The organism is Actinoplanes sp. NPDC051411 (assembly GCF_040682075.1).
Lineage (GTDB): Bacteria > Actinomycetota > Actinomycetes > Mycobacteriales > Micromonosporaceae > Actinoplanes.
The window spans coordinates 115069-139383 of the sequence record NZ_JBFBAD010000010.1; the positions used below are offsets into that span (position 1 = coordinate 115069).

A 24315-nucleotide genomic window follows, 5' to 3' on the forward strand; every position below is an offset into this window, starting at 1 on the left:
GGCTGGTCGCGCTTCTCACCGGTCAATTCCCGCCGAACCGCATCTGAAGGGCCGGTGGCGGCCGGCGCTTGATAACGGTGCGCCAACAGTCCGGCCGGAATTGCCTCCGCCGCTGTGGCCTGCGGTTACGCTCCCGACCTGAAGACACACCCGACGGAGGTCGGGTGTGCGGTGGAAGGAGGGCGTCTTGCGCCCGGTACGTGGGAAGCGGATCGTTGCGATTCTCGCGGCGGGTGGGCTGACGCTCACTGCGGCTGCGTGTGGCAAGGCCCCGGACAGCAGCTCGAGCAGCGGTGGCGGTGCGAGTGCCGGCACAGCCGCGACATACAAGGCCTGCATGGTGACCGACACCGGCGGCATCGACGACAAGTCGTTCAACGCCTCGGCGTGGGCCGGCATCCAGGCGGCCAAGAGCCAGGCCGCCAACGTCGAGCCGAAGTACGTCGCCTCCACCGCGGAGAGCGACTACGAGCCCAACCTGCGCGGCTTCACGACGCAGAACTGCAACTTCATCCTCGCGGTCGGCGGCCTGATGGGCGACGCCACCAAGAAGGTCGCGGCGGAGAACCCGAAGTCGCAGTTCGCGATCGTCGACAGCAACAGCCCGGCGTCCAACGTCTACCCGATGCAGTTCGAGACCGACCAGGCCGCGTTCCTGGCCGGCTACCTCGCCGCGGGTTACTCGAAGTCCAAGAAGGTGGCGACGTTCGGCGGCCTCAAGATCCCGCCGGTCACCATCTTCATGGACGGGTTCGCCGACGGCGTGGCCTATTACAACCAGGTCAAGAAGACGAACGTCCAGGTGCTCGGCTGGGACAAGGCCAAGCAGAACGGCTCGTTCACCCAGGACTTCGCCAGCCCGGCCAAGGGCAAGGCGCTGGCCAGCACGTTCGTCGCGCAGGGAGCCGACATCGTGATGCCGGTCGCCGGCGGCACCGGCCTCGGCGCGGCCGAGGTGGCCAAGAGCTCCGGCGGCAAGGTCTCGGTCATCTGGGTCGACCAGGACGGCTGCAAGAGCGCGGCGCAGGACTGCGACGTCTTCCTGACCACGGTCGAGAAGAACGTCACCGACGCGGTGCAGAAGGCCGTCGTCACCGGTGCCGGTGGCCAGGCGCTCGCCGCCTCCCCGGGCTACCTGGGCAACCTGGAGAACAACGGCGTCTCGCTGGCGCCCTACAACCAGTTCGACAGCAAGGTCGACTCGGGCCTGAAGGGCGAGGTCGACCAGCTCAAGCAGGACATCATCTCGGGCAAGGTCAAGGTCACCTCCGCGGCCGATCCCAAGTAGGTTTCTCACAAAGTAAGATCCTGGCCGCCGTGTAGCTGCGAAGAACTTTCGCGGCTTCGCGGCGGCCAATCTAATGGTCACGAGGGGTCGGGAGATTCCGCTGAGACTCGAATTGCGCGGTATCACCAAGCGCTTCGGCGACCTGGTGGCCAACGATCACATCGACATCACCGTCGAGCCCGGCGAGGTGCACGGCCTGCTGGGCGAGAACGGCGCCGGCAAGTCGACGCTGATGAACCAGCTCTACGGACTCCTCCAGCCGGACGAGGGCGAGATCCTCGTCGACGGCGTCCCCAAGGTGTTCCGCAGCCCACGGGACGCCATCGCGGCCGGCATCGGCATGGTCCACCAGCACTTCATGCTCATCCCGGTCTTCACCGTGGCGGAAAACATCGCGCTCGGCGCCGAGGAGACGACCGGCGGCCCGCTGGGCTGGCTCGACCGCCGCCGCAACCGGCGCGACGTCCTCGAGACCTCCAAGAAGTACGGCCTGCCGGTCGACCCGGACGCCCTGGTGGAAAACCTGCCGGTCGGCGCACAGCAACGGGTCGAGATCGTTAAGGCCCTGACCCGCGACGTCGACCTGCTCATCCTCGACGAACCGACCGCGGTGCTCACCCCACAGGAGACCGACGAGCTGCTCGCGGTCATGCGCGGGCTGGCCGAATCGGGCAAGTCGATCGTCTTCATCACCCACAAGCTGCGCGAGGTCAAGGCGATCGCCGACCGGATCACGGTGATCCGCCGCGGGCGTACGGTCGGGATCGCCACCCCGGACACCTCCGAGGACGAGCTGGCCGCGCTCATGGTCGGCCGCGAGGTCAGCCTCGGGGTCACCAAGACCCCGGCCGAACCGGGCGACGAGGTGCTCAAGGTCAGCAAGCTGGTGGTCGACGACGAGCGGGGCGTCCGCGTCGTCGACGGGGTCGACCTGACCGTGCGGGCCGGCGAGGTGCTCGGCATCGCCGGCGTGCAGGGCAACGGGCAGACCGAGCTGGCCGAGGCGCTGGTCGGGCTGCGCGTGCCGCGCGCCGGCACGATCGAGCTGGACGGGCGCGACCTGGCCGGCCGCACCACCAAACAGATCCTCGGGGCGGGCGTCGGCTACATCCCCGAGGACCGCAGCCTCGACGGCGTGGTCAAGGACTTCACGGTCGCCGAAAACCTGGTGCTCGACATGTACGACCGGGCGCCGTACGGCAACGCGTTCAAGCTCAACCCCTCGATGATCGCCGACTCGGCCCGCGAACGGGTCGAGCGCTTCGACATCCGTACGTCGTCGGCCGAGGCGAACGTCGGCACGCTCTCCGGCGGCAACCAGCAGAAGGTCGTGGTGGCCCGCGAGATGTCGCGGCCGCTCAAGCTGATGATCGCGTCGCAGCCGACCCGGGGCGTGGACGTGGGCTCGATCGAGTTCATCCACAACCAGATCGTTCACGAGCGGGACACCGGCACCGCCGTGATCGTGATCTCCAGCGAGCTGGACGAGGTGGTCGGCCTGGCCGACCGCATCGCGGTGATGTACCGCGGCCGCATTCTCGCGGTGGTCGCGCCGGACCGCCCCCGCGAGGAGCTGGGCCTGCTCATGGCCGGCGTCGTCGCGCCGGAGGCCGGTGTCGTCTCTGGGGATGCCGGCGTCGTTTCTCAGGAAGAAGGAAGCGAGTGAGCACCACCGCCGAGGCCCCGCCCGAGCCCGCGGAGGGTGAGGAGAAGAAGCCGGAGTCGTTCCTCTCGCTGTTCGTGCGCAACCTGTGGTCGGCCAACACGGTCACCGTGACGGTCCTGTCGATCGTGCTCGCGTTGGTGATCAGCGCGGTGCTGGTCATCGTGTCCGACCCCCACGTGCTGTCGACGTACTCGTACTTCACCTCCCGGCCGAGCGACGCCCTGAGCCAGAGCTGGGGCCTGGTCAGCAACGCGTACTACGACCTGTTCAAGGGCGCGGTCTTCGACCCGCTGTCCGTACAGAAGTGGCTCGACGGCACCGGCACCTGGCAGAACGCGCTCAACCCGATCTCGGAGACGCTGACCTACGCGGCGCCGCTGGTCTTCACCGGCCTCTCGGTCGCGCTCGCCTTCCGCGGCGGCCTGTTCAACATCGGCGGCCAGGGGCAGGCGATCCTGGGCTGCGTCCTCTCCGCGGTGGCCGGCTTCTCGCTCGGCCTGCCGATCGTGCTCAACCTGATCGTGGCGCTCGTCGCCGGCGCGGTCGGCGGGGCGATCTGGGGCTTCATCCCGGGCTTCCTGAAGGCCCGGACCGGAGCCCACGAGGTGATCATCACGATCATGCTCAACTACACGGCCGGGCTGTTCCTGAACTGGCTGATCCTGACCAAGGGAGTCCAGGACCCGAACCGCAGCGACGCGATCAGCAAGACCATCCACCACAGCGCCGAGCTGCCGGCCATGCCCGCCCCGCTGCGGGTGCACCTGGGCATCGTGCTGGCGGTGCTGGCCACGGCCGGTGTGGCGTGGCTGATCAACCGGTCCTCGTTCGGCTTCGAGCTGCGGGCGGTCGGCCTCAACCCGCCGGCCGCGCGCACCGCCGGCATGAGCGTCGCCCGCACGTACACGATGCTGATGGTGGTCGCCGGCGCGCTGGCCGGCCTCGGCGGCGCGACCCAGGTGCTCGGCACCGCCGACCGGCTCACCCCGCAGGTGGCCGGCAACATCGGCTTCGACGGCCTGCTGGTCGCCCTGCTCGGACGCAACAAACCCTGGGGCACTCTGCTCGCCGCGATCCTCTACGGCGGTCTGCGGGCCGGCGGCAACTACCTGCAGAGCGACCTCAGCATCTCGATCCAGCTGGTCACCGTGATCCAGGCCCTGATCGTCGTCTTCATCGCCGCGCCCGCCCTGGTCAAGGCGATCTTCCAGCTCCGCGCCGCCCGGTCCGCCCGGCTCGGCGCCTCGATGGCGAAGGGCTGGTGAGCGGGGTGACCACCGCTACCGTCGAGGAAACCCCGGAGACCGTCGCGGTACCCGAGCCGTTCTGGACCCGGTCACGCCGCCTCGGTGCCGGCATCACCGCGATCGGCGTGATCGCGGCCGTGGTCTTCGGGCCGCTGGCCGAGTCCAAGACCGCCAAGTTCACGCTCAGCGAGGACGCCAGTGGCGCCGCGCTGAAGATCAACGGGCAGCTCGGCACCATCCTGTTCGGCGTCATCACGATCGTGATCGGCGTCCTGATGCTGACCGGCCGGGTCCGCCGCCGCTCCAACGCGCTGCTGGTGGCCGGCATCGTCACCTTCGTCATCTCGTTCCTGTGCTGGCAGGTGGCCGGGCAGTTCCTGCCCATCGCGGCGACCGCCCGGTTCTCGCTCGAACTGGCCCTGCCGCTGATCCTGGGCGCGCTGGCCGGTGTCCTCGGTGAGCGTTCCGGCGTGGTCAACGTCGGCATCGAGGCCCAGTTCCTGACCGGCGCGTTCTGCGCCGCGCTGTTCGGCACCCTGGCCACCAGCCTGTGGGCCGGGGTGATCAGCGCCATGCTCGGCGGCGTCCTGATCGCGGCCCTGCTGGCGGTACTGGCGATCAAGTTCCTGGTCGACCAGGTCGTGGTCGGCGTGGTGCTCAACCTCTTCGCGGCCGGCATAACCGGCTTCCTCTACGACCGGCTCATGCAGCCCAACGCGGCCAAGTACAACCAGCCGCCGCACCTGACCGACATCAAGGTGCCCGGCCTGTCCAGCATCCCGGTGATCGGCCCGGTGCTGTTCCACACCAACGTGCTGGTCTGGCTCGCGCTGATCCTGGTCGTCGTCATCCACTTCGCGCTCAAGCGCACCCGCTGGGGTCTGCGCACCCGGGCGGTCGGCGAGCACCCGGTCGCGGCCGACACGGTCGGCGTGCGGGTACGCGGGCTGCGGTACACCAACGTGCTGATCGGCGGCCTGATCGCCGGTGCCGGTGGGTCGTACTTCACGCTGATCTCCAGCGACGCGTTCACCGGAGGGATGACCGGGGGCCTCGGCTACATCGCGCTGGCGGCACTCATCTTCGGTCGGTGGACGCCGTTCGGGGCGCTCGGCGCGGCCCTGTTCTTCGGCTTCACCCAGGAACTCGCCAACTATCTGGGTGCCATCGGCAGCCCGGTGCCCAACCAGTTCCTCAACATGCTGCCCTACCTCGCGACCATCGTCGCGGTGGCCGGGCTGGTCGGCCGGGTGCGCGCTCCGAAGGCCGACGGTGTGCCGTACGTGAAGAGCTGAGCCCGCCGCCCGCGGGTTGGTGCACAATCGGCGCATGGAGATCGACTGGGCCGGGTTGCGTGCGCAGGCCATCGAGGCCATGCGGCACGCGTACGCCCCCTACTCCGACTTTCCGGTCGGAGTGGCGGGGCTGGTGGACGACGGCCGGGTGGTCGTCGGCTGCAACGTGGAGAACGCCTCGTACGGCGTCACGCTCTGCGCCGAATGCGGACTGGTCAGTTCGCTGATCGCGACCGGCGGCGGGCGGCTGGTGGCCGTCTCCTGCGTGGACGCCAACGGCGCGCCGCTGATGCCCTGCGGGCGCTGCCGGCAGCTGCTCTGGGAGCACGGCGGGCCGCACTGCCTCGTCGAGTCGCTGCCCCGGCCGCTGACCATGGCCGAACTGCTGCCGCACGCGTTCGGCCCGGACGACCTGGACAAGGTCACCGGTCCGGCGTCCGGCCATCAGGTGCCGACCGAGCTGGCCCGGTGGCGGGGGCGGGGCACCGTGTTCGTGCACCCCGACCTGCACGGCGGCGAGACGGTGTGGACCGGTTACTGGGAGCGGTCGGGCGGCAGCCCGGCCGAGAGCGACGCCGACAAGGGCGTCCTCGAGGAGGGGCCGAACTTCCCCACCACCGCGGAAGCGGTGTCCTGGGGACAGGTCCGCACGCCACGGATCGTGGTGGTGGACGCCGACGGCGGCCTGACCTGGGCCGGCGAGGGAGAACCACCGGAGGGCATCCCCGCCCGGTGGCAGGGATAGGCAGAGGACGAAGAGTATGAGCGAGTTCGCGGCGGTCGACGTCATCCGGGCCAAGCGGGACGGTGGCGAGCTGAGCGACGCCCAGATCGACTGGGTGGTGGACGCCTACACCAAGGGCGTGGTCGCCGACGAGCAGATGTCGGCGCTGGCCATGGCGATCCTGCTGCGGGGCATGACGCCGCGGGAGATCGCCCGGTGGACCGCCGCGATGATCGCCAGCGGGGAACGGCTGGACCTCTCCTCGGTGACCCGGCCGACCGTCGACAAGCACTCGACCGGCGGCGTCGGCGACAAGATCACGCTGCCGCTGACCCCGCTGGTCGCGGCGTGCGGCGCGGCCGTGCCCCAGCTCTCCGGCCGGGGCCTCGGCCACACCGGCGGCACCCTGGACAAGCTCGAGTCGATCGCCGGCTGGCAGGCCACGATCGGCAACGACGCGTTCAAGCGGCAACTGCAGGAGGTCGGCGCGGTGATCTGCGCGGCCGGCGACGGCCTGGCCCCGGCCGACCGCAAGCTCTACGCGCTGCGCGACGTCACCGGCACGGTCGAGGCGATCCCGCTGATCGCCAGCTCGATCATGAGCAAGAAGATCGCCGAGGGCACGGGCGCCCTGGTCCTCGACGTCAAGGTCGGCTCGGGCGCGTTCATGAAGGACCTGGACGCGGCCCGCGAGCTGGCGTCGACCATGGTGCGGCTGGGCACCGACAGCGGGGTGCGGACGGTCGCCCTGCTCACCGACATGAACACCCCGCTCGGCCGGGCCGTCGGCAACGCGGTCGAGGTGGCCGAGTCGCTCGAGGTGCTGGCCGGGGGCGGGCCGGCCGACGTGGTCGAGCTGACCCTGGCCCTGGCGGCCGAGATGCTGGCCGCGGCCGGGATCGACGCCGACCCGGCCGGGGTACTGGCGTCGGGCAAGGCGATGGACACCTGGCGGGCGATGATCCGGGCTCAGGGTGGGGACCCTTCGGCGCCGCTTCCGGTGGCGCGGGAGAACGAGGTGGTGCGCGCTGCTTCCTCCGGGGTGGTTACGTCGGTCGACGCGTACGGGATCGGTCTTGCCGCCTGGCGGCTCGGCGCCGGGCGGGCCCGCAAGGAGGATCCGGTGAGTTTCGGCGCCGGGGTTCTGCTTCGCGTGCGGCCGGGCGACCGGGTCCAGGCCGGCGATGTGCTCCTGGAACTCCGCGCCGACGAGGCGGGCCGCATTCCGGCCGCCCGCGACGAGGCCGTTGGCGCGGTCGTCATCGGTGAGAAAGCGCCCTCTACTACAAACCTTCTTCTCGACCGCATAGCCTGACGCACCATGACGAAGGCCGCACCCGACCCGCGCGCCGTTCGCGAGGCCAGCCTCGACGAACTGGAGCGGCTCGGCCTGCCGCTGCCGCCGCCCGGCTTCCCCCTGGTGTGGGAGCCGGGCGACACGATCGAACTGCGGCCCACTGTCGACCTGGAGGCCCGCGCGGCGATCCTGCACGTGGTGGTGGCGCGGTGCTTCGGCATGCCGACCGAGCTGGCGATGGGCTGGATCCTCGGCTCGCACCTGGTCGACCTGGTCACGCCCCCGGAGTGGGAGTTCGTCATCGGGGCCAAGGGCGACCACCGGTCGTTCGTGCTGCACCACGACGCGGTCTTCGCGCTGGCCTGGCTGCTCGGCCTGGCCCGGCATCTCGATCCGACCGCGCCGCCGGAGGACCGGCTGATGTCCCAGATGCCGGATCTTCCGGCTGGTGAGACTTTCGGGCAGTGGCGTTCCCGGTCGCTGATGGCGCCGCGCGATCCGGTCGAGGCGGCCGTGCTGCTCGACCTCTATTACTGCCTGGACTGGGCGTTCCAGGAGGCGCAGGCCTCGGATGCGCCGCTGCCGGGCGAGATCGACTCCAATGCGATCGGACAGCGGAGGTGGGCGCTCGAATGGGCGGTCGTCTTCCACGGGCCCTATCACGACAAACCCGCCGAATGGGAAGAGGTCGACCTTTCGGTCTAGCTTTCCTTGCGGTACGCCTTTTTCCGGTACGCCGTCACGGTTACCGCCGCCGTCACCGTTCCCGGCTCGTCGGGCCGGGTGTCGGCCGGCACGTGGTGCGCGTTCGGTGTCATGCCGATCAGCGTGCGCACCTCGGAGCCGGTCAGTTCCAGCCGGTGGCGCAGCACCCGGCTCTCGACCGCGGTGAAATGGTCGCCCAGCGAGTCGGCCACCCGGGCCGCCTTGTCCGGATCGACGTGGATCAGACCGTGTGCCTCGATCAGCTCGGTCAGGTGGTCGGGGGCCGGCGTCACCACCAGCAGCACGCCGTCCGGCCGCAGCACCCGGTGGAACTCGGCACCGTTCCGCGGCGCGAACACATCGAGCACAAGCGCGGCCGAGCCGTCGCGGATCGGCAGCGGGCCCCACAGGTCGGCCAGCACCGCGGCGGCGCGCGGATGGGCCCGGGCGGCCCGTCGCAGCGCGGCCTTGGAGACGTCGACGCCCAGGCCGACGGCTTCTTCGGTTTCTTTGCCGGCGGCTTCTTCTTTGCCGGCGGCTTCGAGCACCCGGGCCAGGTAGTAGCCCGTGCCCGTGCCGGCGTCGACCACCAGCCCGTCGCCGGTCGCGTAGGACGCCAGGGCGTCGGCGATGAAGGCGTAGTGGCCGGCGGCGAGGAAACAGTCCCGGTCGGCGACCATCTCCGCGGTGTCGCCGGAGTAGGGCAGCCGGCCGTTGGACAAGTTGGCATATCCCTGCTTGGCCAGGTCGAACCCGTGCCCGGCGGCGCACCGCAGGGCCCGGTCGATGCGGGACAGGGTTTGTTCGCAGACCGGGCACCGCAGGTACGGCAATGCTCCGTCGATCATTCGTTCCCTGCCTTTAGGCTCTTCTGATGGCCGCCATTGAACATTCCGAGATCGTGAAGGCTCCGAAGGCGCTGCTGCACGACCACCTGGACGGCGGCCTGCGGCCGGCGACCATCGTCGAGCTGGCCGCCGCCGTGGGGCACGAACTGCCGACCACCGACCCGGCCGCGCTGGGCGACTGGTTCGTGGCCGCCGCCGACTCGGGCTCGCTCGAACGTTACCTGGAGACCTTCGCGCACACCGTCGCGGTGATGCAGACCGAGGAGGGCCTGCACCGGGTGGCCCGGGAGTGTGCGCTCGACCTGGCCGCCGACGGCGTCGTCTACGCCGAGGTCCGCTACGCGCCCGAGCAGCACCTGGAGCGCGACCTCACGCTCGACCAGGTGGTCGAGGCGGTCGAGGCGGGCTTCCGGGACGGCTGTGCCGAGGCGGCCTCGCAGGGCCGGGTGATCCGCATCGGCACCCTGCTGACCGCGATGCGGCACGCCGCCCGGTCGCACGAGATCGCCGAGCTGGCGGTGCGCTTCCGCGACACCGGCGTGGTCGGGTTCGACATCGCCGGCGCCGAGGCGGGCTTCCCGCCCACCCGGCACCTGGACGCGTTCGAATACCTCCAGCGGGAAAACTTCCACTTCACCATCCACGCCGGCGAGGCCTTCGGGTTGCCGTCGATCTGGCAGGCGATCCAGTGGTGCGGTGCCGACCGCCTGGGTCACGGAGTGCGCATTGTGGACGACATCACCGGCCAGCCGGGGGCCGAACCGGTGCTTCTCGGGCGGCTCGCCGCCTATGTTCGCGACAAGCGGATTCCGCTCGAGCTGTGCCCGTCGTCGAACGTGCAGACCGGCGCGGCGCCCTCGATCGCCGAGCACCCCATCGGCCTTCTGCACGATCTGCGTTTCCGGGTGACCGTCAACACCGACAACCGGCTGATGAGCGGCACCTCGATGTCGCGGGAGATGGCCCTGCTGGCCGAGGCGTTCGGCTGGGGCTGGGCCGAGATGCAGTGGCTGACCATCAACGCGATGAAATCGGCGTTCATCCCGTACGACGAGCGGCTGACGATCATCAACGAGGTGATCAAGCCGGCGTACGCCAAATTGGTCGGCTGACCCGGACCTGGCACAAACTGGGCTACAGCAGCTCAGATATGCCTATTCGGCGCCGGTACTCATCCGTTCGGCCAGAATGGTCCCTACAAACACTGCAAAAACCGGCATCTCACCTTGCCGTGCGGCGCGTACCGCGCCATCGTCTCTCCTGCCGCGATCCACTACGATCGGGCGCGATCGGCAGGCCTCACCCCCCGCCGCGCCGATCGAGTTGAGTGACTCTGAGAAACGCACCCCGATACAAGCAGTGACATTGGATCGGCGATCGACGCCGCAACTCGGGCAACAATCGCGCCACACAAACGGTCCGTGTCCGCCTGCTCTTTCTCTTTGACACTCGTCGTGATGGAATCTCGGGGGCCCGACCGGCGAGTCGGCCGTGTGCGGTGCCCGGCGAGCCGAAGGCCGGGCCCGAATCAGGAGGACGGTGACGTGAGCAAGCGCCCAACGACGGCGAATGGCGTCATGTCGCGTCTCCGTCGGCCGGCGGATCGGCTGCGAGACCTGCCGATCTGGTCGAAGCTTGGCCTCATCATGTTGGTTCCCACCCTGGCGACGATCATCGTCGGCGTCAGCGGCCTGGTGGACCACATCAATACGGCCAGCAATGCGGAGCGCGCCCGGAGCCTTTCGGTGTTGTCGCAGGCTGCCGGTGGTCTCGTCGACCACCTGCAGAACGAACGTGCATACGCCGTCATAATCCAGACCAAAGGTGATTCCGCCCCGGCGAGCGCCAAGAAGGCGTACACCAGCGAGGCGGTCCTGGTTGACCAGTCCAAGGTGGCCTATTCGCAGCAACGGCTGACCGTGGGCGACGTGCCCTACAAGGTCAACGTTCTGCTGACCCGGCTCGACAACAACCTCTCGGACCTTCCCGCGACCCGCACCCAGGCCGCCGAGGGCAAGCTCCCGATCGACCAGCTCAACGGCACCTACAACACGCTGATCAACGACCTCCTCTCGGTGCGTGACGACTCGGCCGAGCTGGCCGACGACACAGCGCTGGGCGACCACATGCGCGCCGTGGCCGCGGTCGCCCGGGCCAAGGAATACGTCGCCGAGCAGCGCGACGTCGGTCACGAGATCATCGCGGCGGGCCGGCTGACGTCGGGCCTGCGGCGCGAATACACCGCGACCGAGACCGGCTTCGACCTCGCGGTCAGCACGCTCAACTCGGTCGGCTCCGACGACGAGATCGCCCAGTTCAAGGCCATCGGCAACCAGGCCGACGCCCGCGCGGCGACCAACCTGACGCTGCCGATCGACTTCATGTCCGGCACCGCGGTCTCCGAGATCCCGTTCACCACGCAGCAGTGGGAGACGGCGATGACCGGTTACGACAAGCTGTTCCGGGGCGTCGAGGAGAAGCTCGACGCGAGCGTCGTCAACCAGGCGACCGACATCCGCAACAACGTCAACCGGCGGGTGTTCATCGAGACGAGCGTCCTGCTCGGCATGCTGCTCCTGGCCATCCTGTTCGCCTGGCTGGTCGCCCGGTCGATGGCCCGCTCGCTGCGCGAGCTGCGCCAGGGTGCCCTCTCGGTCGCCCAGTTCGGCCTGCCGCACGCCGTCGAGCGGCTGCGTGACCCGGCCCTGTCCGGATCACTCACCCCGGCCCAGGTCGCCGACCAGATCGCCGAGCCGCTGCCGGTCCGCAGCCGGGACGAGTTCGGCCAGGTGACCGAGGCGTTCAACGCGGTTCACCTCGAGGCGGTGCGCACCGCGGCCGAGCAGGCCGCCCTGCGGTCCTCCGTCGCGACGATGTTCGTCAACCTGGCCCGTCGTTCCCAGATCCTGGTCGACCGGCTCATCGGTCACCTCGACCGGCTGGAGCGCGGCGAGGAAGACCCGGACCGCTTGGCCGAGCTCTTCCAGCTCGACCACCTGGCCACCCGGATGCGCCGCAACGACGAAAACCTCCTGGTTCTGGCCGGCGCCGACTCGACCCGCGTCCAGCGGGAAGCGGCCGCCCTGATCGACGTGCTCAGGGCCGCGCAGTCCGAGGTCGAGCACTACACCCGCATCGAGTTCGGCATCATCGACCGCGACATCGAGGTGTCGGCGCACGCCGTCAACGACATGGTGCACCTGGTCGCCGAGCTGTTCGACAACGCGACCGCCTTCTCGCCGCCCAACTCGACGGTCATCGTCGAGGCCCGGCGGCTCGGCGACGGTGCCCTGCTCTCGGTCGAGGACCGTGGCATCGGCATCAGCCGTGACCAGCTCATCGACCTCAACGACCGGCTGGCCAACCCGCCGATGGTGGACGTGGCCGTCTCCCGCATGATGGGCCTGGTCGTGGTCGCCCGGCTGGCCACCCGGCACGGCGTCAAGGTCGAGCTGCGCCCGGCCGACACCGAGCGCGGCACGATCGCCGAGGTCGGCCTGCCGTCCTCGGTCCTGATGGGCGGCAGCGGCGTCCCGGCGGTCGCCGGTGGTCGCGGCCAGCTCGGCCCCGGCTTCGACGGCGGTCCGCAGGGCGGCCCGCCGCAGCGCGGTGGCTTCCCGGAGCCGCTGGCTCTGGAGAGCGGCCGCGGCGGCTACCCCGGCAGCCGTCCCTTCGACCCCAACCCGCCGATGCCCAACGGCGGCATGCTCGGCACCAACGGTCGTTCGGTCCCGGCGTGGTCCGACCTCACCGGTGCCCAGTCCAACGGCTTCGCCAACGGTTCGTCGGGCGGCTTCGCCAACGGGTCGACCAACGGCGGTGGCAGCGGCAACGGGATGAACGGCTTCTACGGGCCGCGCAGCAACGAGGTGATTCCGCCGCTGCCGTCCGGCCCGTCCGGTCAGCCGCCGGCGTCGCCGCAGGGCTTCGCCGGTCCCGATGGCCTGCCGCAGCGCCGCAACGGCGGCGAGCAGATCCGCACCGACGGTGACTCGGGCGGCTACGGCGGGACCATCCCGCGCCAGCTGCCGTCCAACCCGGAAAACCAGGGACGCGGCCCGGCCCTTCCGCCGAGCTCCTCGCCCCCGATCTCGGCGCCGCCGGTTCCGTCCGGCCCGCCGTTCGGTGGCCGCCCGGTTTCGTCGCCGCCCGAGCAGGAGCCCCCGTACCAGCAGCAGGCTCAGTTCCAGCAGGGCTCGTTCCAGCAGCCCTCGTTCCAGCAGCCGCCGTTCCAGCCGCCGGTCCAGCCTCAGCAGGCGGCCGTCGCGCCGCCGGCCTGGCCGCCGGTCGCACCGGAGCGGGGACAAGAGGTCCCTCCGCACGTGCCGGAGAGCCTGGCCGCCGCGCTCGACATGACGACCGAGCTGCCGCGCTACCGGCCCGACCAGTCGGGCCAGCAGCCGCAGGTCGAGCGGGCGACCAACCCTCAGACCGCCCCGATCCCGTCCTCGGCCCCGCCGGTGTCGGCGACCCCGGTCTCGGCGACGCCCACCTCGGGTGGGCCGCAGACCGAGGCCCAGCGGGCGGCCGCCGCGGCACGGGCGGCGCACGAGGCAGCGGCGGTTCAGGCCGCCGAGGCCCAGGCGACCGCGGCCGCGCAGATCGCGGCCGCCCAGGCCGCGGCCCGGCAGCGGGAGAACGGCGGCACGCAGTACGCCGATGAGACCATGGAGCTGCCGATCTTCCGGGAGCTCGAGTCGGCCTGGTTCATGACGTCGGCCGCTCCGGCGGCCGGGGCCGGTGCTGGTGCTGGTGCTAAGCCGGCGGCCCCCGCGCCGAACGGTCTCGGCGACGAGCCGATCAGCTCGCAGCGATACTCGACGGCCGAGCCCGCGCGCCCGGTCGGTGTCCCGCACCAGGCCGGTCCGCCGGAGGTTCGGGAACTCGACCCGGCCACCGTCGGCGCGGTCGCTTCCAACGGCGGTGCGCCCTCCAACGGCGGCGCACCTTCGAACGGCAGTGCGGCTCCGGCCGCCGCCGCCCCCACGGGTCCGTGGCGGACGGCAGCGGACGAGGGCTGGCAGGCCGCCCGCGCGGCGGCCGAGATGCCGGTCGAGACCACGACCACCGCGGGTCTGCCCAAGCGGACCCCGATGGCCCAGCTCGTCCCCGGCGGTGTCGACCGGGGCGGTAACTCCGTCCAGCGCCGTACTCCCGAGGGGGTCCGCGGTCTTCTGTCCGCGTACCACCGAGGTGTTCAGCGTGGTCGCACCCAGGAACCATCGACCAACCCGGAGGGAACTCCGGGAGGGCAGCAGTCGTCGCAGGCTGGCAAGGAGCATGAGGCATGACATCTACGCAGGATCTCGGTTGGCTTCTGGCCAACTTCGCCGACCGCGTTCCCGGAGTCGCGCATGCGATCGCGGTCTCCGCCGACGGTCTGCTCCTGGCAGCCTCGCGGGACCTTCCGCGTGACCGGGCCGACCAGCTGGCGGCTATCGCCTCCGGCCTGGTCAGCCTGACTCAGGGTGCCGCAAGGTGCTTCGAGGGTGGTGCAGTGCTGCAGACAGTCGTCGAGATGGACAACGGGTTCCTCTTCCTGATGTCGATCTCTGACGGTTCCTCCTTCGCGGTGCTCGCGGCGCGCAGCTGCGACGTCGGTCAGGTGGGCTACGAGATGGCTCTGCTGGTCGACCGCGTGGGCGAGGCTCTCACCCCGGCGCCGCGTTCCGCGGCCGGGGTTCTCGGCTGAGCAGGCAACCGACCTACGCCGTTCACGGGTTTGTCGCGGGATTACCACCGCGAGTAAGCTCGGCCGGCGACTGTCAGAACATTGACGACAAGTGACACTTCTAGGGGTTCGAGGAAGGGGTGAGCGGTGACGATGCCCGAACGCGATGAGCCGACCGGCGCGCTGGTAAGGCCGTACGCCGTGACCCGAGGTCGGACCCGGCCGAAGGTCGATATAGCGCTGGAAGCGCTGATCGAGACAACCGTGCGCGGTCGTTCTGGGATGATCCGCGGCGGGCAGGGTGGAAGCGAGCATCAGTACATCGCGACGATGTGCGACGGCGGCCGTGTGCAGTCGCTCGCGGAGATCGCCGCACGCATGCAACTGCCGCTCGGTGTGGCTCGCGTGATTGTCGCCGACATGGCCTCCGACGGCCTCGTCGCGATTTACGAGCCCACCTCGCTGGATGACGAGACCGATGCGGTAGGCACGGAACTGCTGGAAAGGGTGCTGAGTGGACTTCGCAGGCTCTGACATGTCGCACCGTCCCGCTGCGGGGCGCGTCACATCGGCGAAGATTGTCATCGCCGGTGGGTTCGGCGTTGGTAAGACGACGCTGGTGGGCTCGGTCTCCGAGATCACCCCGCTGACCACTGAGGCGATCATGACCTCGGCCGGTGTCGGCGTCGACGACAACCGACAGGTGCCGGGCAAAATGACGACCACCGTCGCCATGGACTTCGGCCGGATCAGCATCGACCGTGACCTGATCCTCTACCTGTTCGGCACGCCGGGCCAGACGCGTTTCTGGTTCATGTGGGACGAACTGGTGCGCGGCGCGATCGGTGCTGTCGTCATGGTGGACACGCGTCGGCTCGCCGACTGCTTCGCCGCCATCGACTTCTTCGAGCACCGCCGCCTGCCGTACCTGGTGGCGATCAACTGCTTCGACGGCATGCAGTATCACAACGCGCAGGACGTGCGAGACGCGCTGGCGATCTCGAGCGACGTGCCCGTGGTGAGCTGTGACGCCCGGAACCGTGAGTCGACGAAAAACGTCCTCATCTCGCTCGTCGAGTATGTGTTGACGATGCGTCGCTCGCGGGCCGTAGCGCCGGCCTGACGAACGGTCGAAGCCCCGCGCCGTGCGACGGTGCGGGGCTTCTGCATGCCCGGAGGTCGTCCATTTGGGTAACCGGGGCAAAGCGGAGAGTGGACCGTAAATCAGACGACCACACTGAGTAACGCCGGTAGCTCGGCCAGGTCGTCGATCACGGCGTCGGGGCGATAAGCGTCCGGGTCGGTGCGCAGCGGGCCCGCTTCCGGATACGCCGCGTTGGTCACCAGCACCGGCCGCATACCGGCCCGGCGCGCGCCGTCATGCTCGCGGCTGCCGCCGTCACCGACATACCAACACTCGGCCGCCGGCACCCGGAGGCGCTCGGCGACCGCCGCATAGAGGCGCTGATCGGGCTTACGACACTGCTCGCGCCACGAGAAGACCGGGACGTCGATGCGCGGGGCGTACGGGGTGGTCGGCCACGCTTCGCAGAGTTCGCTGGAGCAGTCACTGACCAGTCCAATGCGGAACCCGTCGGCCCGCAACCGGTCAAGCAGCTCCAGCCCGCCGGGCCGCGGCGGCCGCACCCGCTCGGCGCCGGCCGCCTGAACCGCCGCAGCGGCGTCCAGCCGGTCGTCGGTCGGCGTGGCCCCCGCACTGCCGGGCGATGGCGGCGAGCGTGCTTCTGGTGCCGCCGTAGTGCCCGACGATCCGCTTGAGGTAGCTCGCTCCCATCGCGGCCCAGAACTGTTCCGGAGCTACCCCGAGAGCGGCCGCGGTGGCCTCAAACGACGCCCGTCGGCCGACCTCCGCCCGAGGGTCGGTCAGCGTGCCGAAGAAGTCGAAGACGATCGCCCGCATCCGCCTATGCTCCCATCGCCCCGCCCACCGAGGGCGAGCCGTTGTTGTCGAGCCATGGCAGTGCGCGGTGGATGCTCGCGTCGTCGGGACAACCGCCGTAGAACTGGCCCGGACCGGAAGTGCAGGCTCAGAGGTGGCGAGTGCTCGGTCTTCCAGGCCGGATATCAGCAGGCGTGCGCGGCAGGATGAGCCGGGCGCTGCCGTCGTCGGAGTGGCTGCTGTTGAGCCGGCGTGGATGCAAATGCGGGGCCGTGTGGGGCGGCTGGTTGCGTCGTCAGGGTGCCTGCTGCCAACCCGGGCCGGCGGGGATGGCAGGGCGGGGCCCCGAATGCGGCAGGTGCTCGGGTTGTCGGGGTAGCTGCTGTTGAGCCGGCGTGGATGCAAATGCGGGGCCGTGTGGGGCGGCTGGTTGCGTCGTCAGGGTGCCCGCTGCAAGCCGGGCCGGCACGGATGGCCGGGCGGGGCGGGCCCGGATGCGGCGGGCGCGCACGCCGCGGGCGTGGCTGCTGCTGAGCTGGCGCTGGCGGGAACACGGAGCCGGACGTGGCCGGACCCATATGGCAGATGCGCGGCCGTATGTGGTCATCGGAGCACTGCCGCCGAGCTGGGCCGGCGCGGACGGGACGGCAGCGCGGGCCGGATGTGGCGGACGATCGTGTCGTTCCGGCGGCTGTTCTTGAGCCGGGCCGACGCGGAAAGCGCGGAGCCTGATGTGGCGGCTTTTCTCGTCGTGCGGCTGCGGTCCGGTCAAGCCGGCGTCAATGGAAAGTGCGCGGTCGGATGTGGCGGATGCTCGGTCGGCACAGCGCTTGCTGCTGGGCCCAGCCGGTGCGGGGGCGGACGCTTGCATAGTCGGGGCGGCCGCTGTCGAGCCGGGCCGACGCCGTTGGGACCTGATGCGGGGGATGCGGCTGGGACGGGATGTGGCTGACGTTTGTGTCGTCGGAGCGGCCGCTATCGTCTGAGCCCAGCGCTGGAAGGGCACCCTGATCCGCAGCCGGCGACTCTTTTCCGGGGCGCCGGGGACAAGCCTTGCCGCGGACGGAAGTAGCGGTCCCGGCGCGTACGGGAACGGCCGCGAGCGGGTGCTCGCGGCCGTCTGAAGCGGGTTTCAGCGGCGGTAGCCGGCCTCGGAGTTGCGGTAGTCGTCGGCGGGGGCGCCGTCGCGGGTGAAGTCCCAGCCGCCGGCGGCCTCGCGGCCCGGGCGGCCGCCCATCGCGAAGCCGCCGATTTCCTGGCCTCGGCGCCAGCCGCGGAAGTAGCCCGTGGTGTGGGCGGCGATGCTGGCCGCGTCGCGGACGATGCGCAGGGGGCGTTCCTCGCGGAGCGGCGAGCCCGGCACCAGGTTGGCCTGGGGCACGCGCTTGGGGAGGCCGGCCGCGGTTTCGGCGGCGACCGCCGGGGTGGAGGCCTTCTGTGCGGCCTGCCAGCCCGAGTCGTTGGGGTTGGCCCAGTCGAGGTCGGCGGCGACCTCGGTGTGGCCGGTGAACCAGGCCGAGCGGGCCGCGGCGAAGATCAGCAGGTCGCCGTCGCTGCTCTCGGCCGGCACCGGTGGGGTGGTGCTGCGGTCGAGGGCGGTCAGGGTCGAGCTGGTCGTCGACGTGATGCCCGAGGAGGACGTGATGCCCGGGGAGACGGAGGCGCTGCGGCGGATGCGGCCGCGGCCGCCGGCGCCGTCGACCACCCGCAGGGACGGGGGTTCGCTGATCGCCGGGATGTCGGCCATGGCCGCGTCGAGGCTGTCGCCCAGCTGGGGCTCGACCAGGCGCAGCGCCGGCGGCTCCTTCGGCATGTCCTGCCAGGGCGGCTTGACCCGGCCGTTGCGGCCGTTGTCGGCCGGCGGCGAGCTGATCGACGCCGCGGGGGCGGCCGGAGCGGCCGGGGTGGCCTCGTCGCCCGAGTTGAGCAGGGGCCAGTTGGCCCGCGAGCCCGGCTCGGCCATCTCCTGGCCTGGACGCTGGGTCGGCATGGGCAACGAGTAGTCGGTGGCGCTGCCCGCGGCGGCCGGGGACGACGGGCGCGGGGCCGACGTGTCGGGCCGGGGCGGGATCACCGTGCGCTGCCGTTCGGCGCGGGCGCTGTTGATCGCCGCGTGGGTCAGGGTGGCGCGGAACGGCTGGCCGTTGTCGGCCGGGCTGCCGGCCGACGCCGCGGGCGCGGCCGGGGCCGACGTCGGGGCGGCCGGGTTGGGCGTGCGTGCGGGCGGGCGGGAACCCGGGGTGATCGGGGTCATGCCGGGCGGGGGCGGCGGCACCGACACCGGACGGTTGCCCGGGGCGGGCGTGCGGTTGGGGAACGCGGCCGAGGCGGCCGGAGCCGCGGGGGGCGGCGTCACCGGGCGCGGGGCCAGCGGCGGCGGCATGACCGGCTCGGGCGCGGCGGGCGGCGCGTTGAGCGGGTGCGGGATGACCGGGCCGTTGCCGGTGGCGGCCGGCTCGGGGCGGCCGCGACGTGCACCGAAACGGTCGGCGTCGGCGGCCGGCGCGGCCTGCAGGGGGGCGGGCTCGGCGGCCCGGCGGGCGCTGCGGCGGGTGACGCCCCCGCCCGCGCCCAGCGGGGTGCGGTCGGCCAGCGTGCTCAACAGCTCGGTGCAGGCGGCGTCGCACGCGCGGACGGCGGCGATCGCCTGCCGGATCGATTTGGCCGCCGACGGCGCCAGCGACTTGTTGACCCCACCGCGGCGGGGCGACTCGCTGATCGCGACGCTGAGCGCGGTCACCGCGGCGATGATCTCGTCTTCCGAGCCGACGCCGGTGCGGCCCAGCTCGGACACGATCTGCTCGGCGACCCGCTCGGCCTCGGCTCCGCCGACCGACAGGCGGCTCGGCTCGGGAATCGCGTCGAGGACCGACATGGCCAGCGGGTGGGCCGGATCGGGATAGGCCCGCAGGGCGGCCGGGTAGAGCTCGCGGAGCACCTCGCGGAGGGCGACCGCGGCGCCGTGACGGCCGTTGAGCAGGGCCACGTGGGCGGCCAGGATCGGCTTGTAGCTGACCAGCTCGCGAGGGGTCTGGAGGTTGACCGCGGTGATGGCCCCGGCCTGGAGCGCCCGGGCGAGGCCGACCGCGCGGCGGGCGGCCGGCGGCGCCTGCATCTCTTCGATCGAGTCGTCGTCGGCGAAGCGCTCGGCGAAATCGTCGGTGGAGTCGTCGTCGGCGACCACGATGGGACGACCCGCGGCGGTGAGCAGCGAGGTGACCAGGTGGTCGTCGCTGTCGGCGGCGACCGCGGCGTCGGTGAACCCACTCGTTCGCGCCACGAGCAGCGAACCCAGGTCGGCGTAGCCGGACGGGTCGTCGCTGATCTCGTGAACGCCGAGCAGCCGGCCTGCGTCGTCGACCACGGCGATGGTCAGCTGCGCGGCCGAGGCCACGCGCACTGAATCATCAGCCGACGCCAGACCGCAGTACACCCGCACGAGCGCCACGGCGTCGTCCTCCCTCTGTGTCATTTGGCCAAGCAATGATGGTCCCCGCTCAGGGGTCAATCGCGCCAGTCCACAGCAGCAGAGATCTTGCCGATTATCGAGCGCCAGCCAAGACTTGCCTGTTGTGCCCCGATTTTCTTCAACCGGCGGCGACCGAAGAAGCCACCCATGCCTCCGCTCTCGGCGGACCGGAGGGACTCGTCGAGGTCATCGAGGGGCGAGCCGGGTGACAGGGCCAGGATGACCGGCTTGAGCCGGAGGGCGTATCCGAGGTCCCGCGCGATCTCGCCGGCCGCGATGAGCAGCGGAAAGTCCCACGTGTCGTGCCCACCGCGCAGGTTTTCCACCACGAGGTCGAGCTCGTAGCGATCCTCCGGCAGCGGGTCGACGTCGGTCGACTGTACCCGGTCGGCCAGAGTGCCCCAGCCGTCCACCTGTGCGAGATCGTTGGGAGCACCCGAACGAATGAAGGAGACCAGGCCTTCCGGGCTCTTGAAAGCGATCAGCTTGCCCTTGTGGCTGAGGAAGAGGGGGACCTCCTCATCCTCCGGCTGCTCGTCGGATTCGTCCTTCTCGTCTTCGAAGTCGGCCGCGTCGGGTTCCTCGCCGGTCTCCCCGTCCTTGGCCTTCTCCTCGTCGCCCTCGGCGAGCAGCGCCTGGAACTCCTCGTCGACGATGACCTCTTCCTCGTCGTCTTCCTCGTCGACGGGCCGCTTGCGGGCGTCGAACGGGTCCTCCTCGTCGGCCTCGAGCTCGGTCGGGGTGATCTCGCCCGACTTGCGGAAGGCCCGCAGGGTCAGCCCGACCCCGCCGGGAAGGGCGATCTCGACCGGTGTGACGCCGGCCGACTCCCAGAGCTCACGCCCGGAGACCCCAGATGAGGATGAGGACGACGTTCCCTCAGTCTCTTCGTCGGACTGGCTGGCCACGGTGACCTCCGGGTGATTGCTGGGGCGTTTCGGGGACGGTGTCTGACGACACACCCTAGTGGGCGCGCCTGACAGGGGGATGACCGTCCCCCGCACTTCAACAATGACCGATAAAGACGCCTTAGAAACCCTTGGGGTGCCAGACCGTCTTGGTCTCCAGGAACGCGGTCATCGCGCCGAGCCCGGGATCGCCGGTGAAGTCGGTCGCGCCGGGGCGCCGGACCCGCTTGAGCGTGCCGGCGGCGGTGCGTTCGAGCTCGGTGGCGAGCTCCGGGTCGTCGATGCCGGTCAGGTCGAGACCGTTGACGTCGTCGTGCGAGGCGAGCCAGGGCGCGATCTCGGCCGGGTGTCCGGTCAGGACATTGATCACACCGCCGGGGACGTCGGAGGTGGCGAGCACCTCGGCCAGCGTCACCGCGACCTGTGGGCCGGGTGCGATCGCGACGACCGTGTTGCCGGTGACCACCGCCGGGGCGAGCACGCTGGTCAGGCCGAGCAGGGAGGCGGGCGCGACCACGCCGACCACGCCGGTCGGCTCGGGCGAGGAGAGGTTGAAGAACGGTCCGGCCACCGGGTTGGCGTTGCCGGTCACCTGAGCGATCTTGTCGGACCAGCCCGCGTACCAGACCCAGCGGTCGATCGAGGCACTGACCTCGGATCCGGCGACGCCGAGGGCCTTGAACTCGGCTCTGCGAGCCTCGATCATCTCGGCGATGCGATAGAGCACCTGCCCCCGGTTGTACGCGGTAGCGGCCGCCCACTTGGGCTGCGCCTTCCGGGCCGCGACCACCGCGTCCCGCGCGTCCTTGCGGGAGGCCAGCGCCACGTTGTCGCCGTCCACCAGATAGGTCCGTCCTGACTCGCTGCGCGGGAACGCCCCGCCGATGTACAGCTTGTAGGTCTTGCGTACGGAAAGCCGCGTCTCAGGCAAGGTACGCCTCCAGGCCGTGACGACCGCCCTCGCGACCGTAACCGGACTCCTTGTAACCGCCGAACGGCGAAGTGGGGTCGAACTTGTTGAACGTGTTGGCCCAGACCACGCCGGCCCGCAGCTTGTCGGCGACGGCCAGGATGCGCGAGCCCTTGTCGGACCAGATGCCGGCCGACAGACCGTACGGCGTGTTGTTGGCCTTCTCGATCGCCTCGTCGGGCGTGCGGAAGGTCAGCACCGACAGCACCGGCCCGAAGATCTCCTCGCGGGCGATCCGGTGGGCCTGGGTCACCCCGGTGAAGATCGTCGGCGCGAACCAGAAGCCCTTCTCCGGGAGCGAACACTCCGGTGACCAGCGCTCCGCGCCCTCGGTGGCCCCGATTTCTGACAATTCGGTAATCTTGGCGAGCTGGGCGGCCGAGTTGATCGCGCCGATGTCGGTGTTCTTGTCGAGCGGGTCGCCCACCCGCAGCGTGGCCATCCGCCGCTTGAGCGAGGTCAGCAGCTCCTCGGCCACCGACTCCTGCACCAGCAGCCGGGAGCCCGCGCAGCAGACGTGCCCCTGGTTGAAGAAGATGCCGTTGACGATGCCCTCGACGGCCTGGTCGATCGGCGCGTCGTCGAAGACGATGTTGGCCGCCTTGCCGCCCAGCTCCAGGGTCAGCCGCTTGCCGGTGCCGGCCACCGAGCGGGCGATCTGCCGGCCCACCTCGGTCGAGCCGGTGAACGCGACCTTGGCCACATCGGGGTGCTCGACCAGGTAACGGCCGGTGTCGCCGGCCCCGGTCACGATGTTGACCACGCCCGGGGGCAGGTCGGCCTGCCGGCAGACGTCGGCGAAGAAGAGCGCCGAGAGCGGGGTCGTCTCGGCCGGCTTGAGCACGACCGTGTTGCCCGCGGCGAGCGCCGGCGCGATCTTCCAGGACAGCATGAGCAGCGGGAAGTTCCACGGGATGACCTGGCCGGCCACGCCGAGCGGCCGGGGGTCGGGGCCGAAGCCGGCGTAGGCCAGCTTGTCGGCCCAGCCCGCGTAGTAGAAGAAGTGGGCGGCGACCAGCGGAAGGTCGACGTCACGCGACTCGCGGATCGGCTTGCCGTTGTCGAGCGACTCGAGAACGGCCAGCTCACGCGAGCGTTCCTGAATGATCCGGGCGATCCGGAAGAGATATTTGGCGCGCTCGGCGCCGGGCAGCGCCGACCACTTCTCGTACGCCTTGTGGGCCGCCGCGACGGCCCGGTCGACGTCCTCGGGGCCGGCCAGGGCGACCTCGGACAGGACTTCCTCGGACGCCGGGTTGACAGTCTTGAACGTGGCCTTGCCCTCGTCGAACGAGCCGTTGATGAACAGGCCGTACGAGGGCGCTATATCGACGATGGAGCGCGATTCGGGCGCCGGGGCGTATTCGAACATCGGCTAGTCCAGGGTGAAGTAATCGGGACCGGCGTAGTGGCCGGTCGTGAGCTTGGTGCGCTGCATCAGCAGGTCGTTGACCAGCGAGGAGGCGCCGAAGCGGAACCAGTCGGGGGACAGCCAGTCGTCGCCCACGGTCTCGTTGATCAGCACCAGGTATTTGATCGCGTCCTTGGTCGTGCGGATGCCGCCGGCCGGTTTGACGCCGACCTGCCGCCCCCGGGCGGCCCGGAAGTCGCGCACCGCCTCGAGCATGATCAGCGTGACCGGGAGGGTCGCCGCCACCGGGACCTTGCCGGTCGAGGTCTTGATGAAGTCGGCCCCGGCCAGCATGGCCAGCCAGGACGCCCGGCGGACGTTGTCGTAGGTGCCGAGCTCGCCGGTCTCCAGGATGACCTTGAGGTGGGCCGTCCCGCAGGCCTCCTTGACCGCGACGATCTCGTCGAAGACCTTGGCGTAGTCGCCGGAGAGGAACGCGCCCCGGCTGATCACCATGTCGATCTCGTCGGCGCCGGCCGCGACCGCGTCGCGGGTGTCGGCGAGCTTGACGTCGAGCGGGGCCTGCCCGGACGGGAAGGCGGTGGCCACGCTGGCCAGGTGGACGCCGGTGCCGCGGAGCACCTCGGCGGCGACCGGGACCATGGCGGGGTAGACGCAGATCGCCGCGACCGAGGGGCAGCTCGGGTCGGCCGGGTCGGGGTGCAGGCCCTTGGCCGACAGGGCGCGCACCTTGCCCGGGGTGTCGGAGCCCTCGAGGGTGGTGAGGTCGACCATGCTGATCGCCAGATCGATCGCCTGGGCCTTGGCGGTCGTCTTGATCGACCGGGTGCCGAGCGTCGCCGCTCTCGCCTCGATGCCCACCTTGTCGACGCCGGGCAGTCCGTGCAGGAAAGTCCGGAGGTCAGAGGGCGAATCAGGCGAGAAAGACAGCCTCGACGTCGCTGTCGCAGTCATG

Annotated in this window: 20 protein-coding genes; 12 read left to right on the forward strand and 8 right to left on the reverse strand. The window is 70.6% G+C overall.

From position 1 onward, the window contains the following. Nucleotides 1-187: 187 nt before the first annotated feature. The 7 genes from AB0M88_RS08350 to AB0M88_RS08380 all read left to right on the forward strand — a co-directional run bounded on the left by AB0M88_RS08350 (nucleotide 188) and on the right by AB0M88_RS08380 (nucleotide 8222). On the forward strand, nucleotides 188-1288 hold the full coding sequence (locus AB0M88_RS08350; protein ID WP_364097358.1) for a BMP family ABC transporter substrate-binding protein: 1101 nt from the start codon (nucleotides 188-190) through the stop codon (nucleotides 1286-1288). A gap of 112 nt (nucleotides 1289-1400) precedes the next feature. Then, nucleotides 1401-2954, forward strand: a complete 1554-nt coding sequence (locus AB0M88_RS08355; protein WP_364097361.1) for an ABC transporter ATP-binding protein — start codon at nucleotides 1401-1403, stop codon at nucleotides 2952-2954. Further along, the gene (locus tag AB0M88_RS08360) at nucleotides 2951-4219 is read left to right on the forward strand and encodes an ABC transporter permease (protein WP_364097364.1); all 1269 of its coding nucleotides are present in this window, start codon (nucleotides 2951-2953) and stop codon (nucleotides 4217-4219) included. Before AB0M88_RS08355 ends, AB0M88_RS08360 begins: the two co-directional genes overlap by 4 nt. Before the next feature lie 5 nt (nucleotides 4220-4224). After that, nucleotides 4225-5496 carry an ABC transporter permease gene (locus AB0M88_RS08365; RefSeq protein ID WP_364097367.1) on the forward strand — a complete coding sequence of 424 codons (1272 nt, stop codon included), beginning with the start codon at nucleotides 4225-4227 and terminating at the stop codon, nucleotides 5494-5496. A 34-nt stretch (nucleotides 5497-5530) separates the two neighbouring features. Beyond that, complete coding sequence (locus AB0M88_RS08370; protein ID WP_364097370.1) at nucleotides 5531-6241, forward strand: cytidine deaminase; 711 nt, start codon at nucleotides 5531-5533, stop codon at nucleotides 6239-6241. A gap of 16 nt (nucleotides 6242-6257) precedes the next feature. Continuing rightward, nucleotides 6258-7535, forward strand: a complete 1278-nt coding sequence (locus tag AB0M88_RS08375; RefSeq protein WP_364097373.1) for a thymidine phosphorylase — start codon at nucleotides 6258-6260, stop codon at nucleotides 7533-7535. A gap of 6 nt (nucleotides 7536-7541) precedes the next feature. Continuing rightward, complete coding sequence (locus tag AB0M88_RS08380; protein WP_364097375.1) at nucleotides 7542-8222, forward strand: DUF4272 domain-containing protein; 681 nt, start codon at nucleotides 7542-7544, stop codon at nucleotides 8220-8222. On the opposite strand, the gene AB0M88_RS08385 is transcribed toward AB0M88_RS08380, so the two are convergent. Then, the gene (locus tag AB0M88_RS08385; protein WP_364097378.1) at nucleotides 8219-9070 is read right to left on the reverse strand and encodes a putative RNA methyltransferase; all 852 of its coding nucleotides are present in this window, start codon (nucleotides 9068-9070) and stop codon (nucleotides 8219-8221) included. The two genes, AB0M88_RS08380 and AB0M88_RS08385, sit on opposite strands and share 4 nt — an antisense overlap. A 23-nt stretch (nucleotides 9071-9093) precedes the next feature. Here AB0M88_RS08385 and AB0M88_RS08390 point away from each other — a divergent pair, with 23 nt between their 5' ends. The 5 genes from AB0M88_RS08390 (at nucleotide 9094) to AB0M88_RS08410 (ending at nucleotide 15864) form a co-directional block, all read left to right on the forward strand. After that, the gene (locus AB0M88_RS08390; protein WP_364097439.1) at nucleotides 9094-10182 is read left to right on the forward strand and encodes an adenosine deaminase; all 1089 of its coding nucleotides are present in this window, start codon (nucleotides 9094-9096) and stop codon (nucleotides 10180-10182) included. Between the two features lie 432 nt (nucleotides 10183-10614). Continuing rightward, nucleotides 10615-14361: a nitrate- and nitrite sensing domain-containing protein gene (locus tag AB0M88_RS08395; RefSeq protein WP_364097381.1), complete on the forward strand. Its 3747-nt coding sequence runs from the start codon at nucleotides 10615-10617 to the stop codon at nucleotides 14359-14361. After that, on the forward strand, nucleotides 14358-14762 hold the full coding sequence (locus AB0M88_RS08400; RefSeq protein WP_014447580.1) for a roadblock/LC7 domain-containing protein: 405 nt from the start codon (nucleotides 14358-14360) through the stop codon (nucleotides 14760-14762). The genes AB0M88_RS08395 and AB0M88_RS08400 overlap by 4 nt, the downstream gene beginning before the upstream one ends. Before the next feature lie 132 nt (nucleotides 14763-14894). Next, a complete protein-coding gene (locus tag AB0M88_RS08405; protein WP_364097441.1) occupies nucleotides 14895-15275 on the forward strand; it encodes a DUF742 domain-containing protein in 381 nt (126 codons plus the stop codon). Between the two features lies 1 nt (nucleotide 15276). Then, nucleotides 15277-15864 carry an ATP/GTP-binding protein gene (locus AB0M88_RS08410; protein WP_360201084.1) on the forward strand — a complete coding sequence of 196 codons (588 nt, stop codon included), beginning with the start codon at nucleotides 15277-15279 and terminating at the stop codon, nucleotides 15862-15864. Between the two features lie 101 nt (nucleotides 15865-15965). On the opposite strand, the gene AB0M88_RS08415 is transcribed toward AB0M88_RS08410, so the two are convergent. From AB0M88_RS08415 to deoC, 7 genes are all read right to left on the reverse strand, one after another. Next, a complete protein-coding gene (locus AB0M88_RS08415; protein WP_364097385.1) occupies nucleotides 15966-16346 on the reverse strand; it encodes an HAD family hydrolase in 381 nt (126 codons plus the stop codon). A gap of 4 nt (nucleotides 16347-16350) precedes the next feature. After that, a complete protein-coding gene (locus AB0M88_RS08420) occupies nucleotides 16351-16662 on the reverse strand; it encodes a hypothetical protein (protein WP_364097388.1) in 312 nt (103 codons plus the stop codon). A gap of 1111 nt (nucleotides 16663-17773) precedes the next feature. Further along, complete coding sequence (locus AB0M88_RS08425) at nucleotides 17774-20113, reverse strand: transposase (protein WP_364097391.1); 2340 nt, start codon at nucleotides 20111-20113, stop codon at nucleotides 17774-17776. 32 nt (nucleotides 20114-20145) lie between these two features. Beyond that, nucleotides 20146-21018: a DNA primase gene (locus tag AB0M88_RS08430; protein WP_364097393.1), complete on the reverse strand. Its 873-nt coding sequence runs from the start codon at nucleotides 21016-21018 to the stop codon at nucleotides 20146-20148. A gap of 121 nt (nucleotides 21019-21139) precedes the next feature. Then, a complete protein-coding gene (locus AB0M88_RS08435; RefSeq protein WP_364097396.1) occupies nucleotides 21140-21949 on the reverse strand; it encodes an aldehyde dehydrogenase family protein in 810 nt (269 codons plus the stop codon). Next, nucleotides 21942-23360, reverse strand: coding sequence for an aldehyde dehydrogenase family protein (locus AB0M88_RS08440; protein WP_364097399.1), 1419 nt, complete (start codon nucleotides 23358-23360; stop codon nucleotides 21942-21944). Before AB0M88_RS08440 ends, AB0M88_RS08435 begins: the two co-directional genes overlap by 8 nt. A 3-nt stretch (nucleotides 23361-23363) precedes the next feature. Next, nucleotides 23364-24314: a deoxyribose-phosphate aldolase gene (gene deoC / locus AB0M88_RS08445; protein WP_364097402.1), complete on the reverse strand. Its 951-nt coding sequence runs from the start codon at nucleotides 24312-24314 to the stop codon at nucleotides 23364-23366. Between the last annotated feature and the right edge of the window lies 1 nt (nucleotide 24315).

Excerpts from the sequence above, each read along its gene's own strand:
- AB0M88_RS08370 (WP_364097370.1), top strand. The coding sequence starts at position 5,531 with ATGGAGATCGACTGGGCCGGGTTGCGTGCGCAGGCCATCGAGGCCATG.
- AB0M88_RS08375 (WP_364097373.1), top strand. The coding sequence starts at position 6,258 with ATGAGCGAGTTCGCGGCGGTCGACGTCATCCGGGCCAAGCGGGACGGT.
- AB0M88_RS08380 (WP_364097375.1), top strand. The coding sequence starts at position 7,542 with ATGACGAAGGCCGCACCCGACCCGCGCGCCGTTCGCGAGGCCAGCCTC.
- AB0M88_RS08385 (WP_364097378.1), bottom strand. The coding sequence starts at position 9,070 with ATGATCGACGGAGCATTGCCGTACCTGCGGTGCCCGGTCTGCGAACAA.
- AB0M88_RS08400 (WP_014447580.1), top strand. The coding sequence starts at position 14,358 with ATGACATCTACGCAGGATCTCGGTTGGCTTCTGGCCAACTTCGCCGAC.
- AB0M88_RS08405 (WP_364097441.1), top strand. The coding sequence starts at position 14,895 with ATGCCCGAACGCGATGAGCCGACCGGCGCGCTGGTAAGGCCGTACGCC.
- AB0M88_RS08410 (WP_360201084.1), top strand. The coding sequence starts at position 15,277 with ATGTCGCACCGTCCCGCTGCGGGGCGCGTCACATCGGCGAAGATTGTC.
- AB0M88_RS08420 (WP_364097388.1), bottom strand. The coding sequence starts at position 16,662 with ATGCGGGCGATCGTCTTCGACTTCTTCGGCACGCTGACCGACCCTCGG.
- AB0M88_RS08425 (WP_364097391.1), bottom strand. The coding sequence starts at position 20,113 with ATGACACAGAGGGAGGACGACGCCGTGGCGCTCGTGCGGGTGTACTGC.
- AB0M88_RS08440 (WP_364097399.1), bottom strand. The coding sequence starts at position 23,360 with ATGTTCGAATACGCCCCGGCGCCCGAATCGCGCTCCATCGTCGATATA.
- deoC (WP_364097402.1), bottom strand. The coding sequence starts at position 24,314 with ATGACTGCGACAGCGACGTCGAGGCTGTCTTTCTCGCCTGATTCGCCC.